The 1,114-nt window shown below is 70.7% G+C and carries 2 protein-coding genes; both read left to right on the forward strand.

What is annotated here, in order from left to right; genetic code table 11:
* The coding region (locus ABT263_RS38805) for a helix-turn-helix domain-containing protein (RefSeq protein WP_352298654.1) at nucleotides 1–621 on the forward strand (621 nt) is incomplete at its 5' end.
* On the forward strand, nucleotides 594–1,114 hold a 521-nt coding region (locus ABT263_RS38810; RefSeq protein WP_352298656.1), incomplete at its 3' end, for a transposase. The genes ABT263_RS38805 and ABT263_RS38810, both read left to right, overlap by 28 nt.

Genomic DNA, 1,114 nt, shown 5'->3' on the forward strand with positions numbered 1-1,114 from the left:
AGGGGGTGGGGTGTGCCGGGGTTGTTGCGGGCCCGGGCCGCTGTGGAGGCGGACGAGGAGAGGGTGATCGCCAGGCTCGCCGGAGCGCGGAAGGCGCCGGCGGATCTGGTGATGCGGGCGCGGGTCGTCGCACTGAGCTGGGCCGGTCTGCGGGTGGCGGGGATCGCGGCGGAGCTGGGCTGTCATGCGAAGACGGTGCGGTGGTGGCTGCACCGCTTCAACGAACTCGGCCTGGAGGGGCTGGAGGACCGGCCGATCACCGGTCGGCCGCGCCGTCTCACCGAGTTCGAGCGGTCGCGGATCATCGCGCTGGTCAAGCAGGAACCGCCTGGACGACCGATCCGGCAGGCGGACGGGGAACTCGCCCCTGCCGACGAGAAGGGCCCACCCGAGTGGACGCTGGACGCGCTGGCGGCCGAGGCCACACGACTGGGGATCGCGGTCGGGCGCTCCCAGGTGCGGCGGATCCTGCTCGCCGAGGGGGTGCGCTGGCGCCGCACCCGCTCGTGGACGCGTTCGAAGGATGTGGACTTCGAGGGAAAAGGACGCGGATCATCGGCCTGTACACCAGCCCGCCCGACGGCGCGACGGTCGTGTGCGCCGACGAGCTCGGGCCGGTGATCCCGCGCACCTTCCCGCCGGCACCGGGCTGGTCGCCGGACGGACGCCGCATCAAGGCGGCGCTGGACTACTCCCGCGGGCCGGAGAAGACCTGGGTCTACGGCGGACTGCGGATCGCGGATGGGCAGGAGGTCACGATGACCGCCCGATCCCGCAACAGCGCCTTCTACCAGCAGTTCCTCCAGCTGCTCGAGGACGCGAATCCCACAGGCGACATCTACGTGGTGACCGACAACCTGTCATCCCACAACAGCCTGTCCACCCGCACCTGGCTGGAGGACCACCCGCGGATCCAACATGTCTTCATCCCGGTCGGCGCGTGCTGGCTCAACCTGCAGGAGGGCTGGTGGCGCATCTTCCGCAAGGCCGCCCTCGCCGGGCAGTCCTATTCCGGACCGGACGAGATCGCCCAGGTCACCCGGCTTGCCACAGCCCAGCTCAACGCACGTGCCCGTCCCTGGATATGGGGCCGTCCAGCTCCGCCAATCCGACA

It is taken from the genome of Kitasatospora sp. NPDC001603 (assembly GCF_040298365.1).
Taxonomy (GTDB): Bacteria; Actinomycetota; Actinomycetes; order Streptomycetales; family Streptomycetaceae; genus Kitasatospora.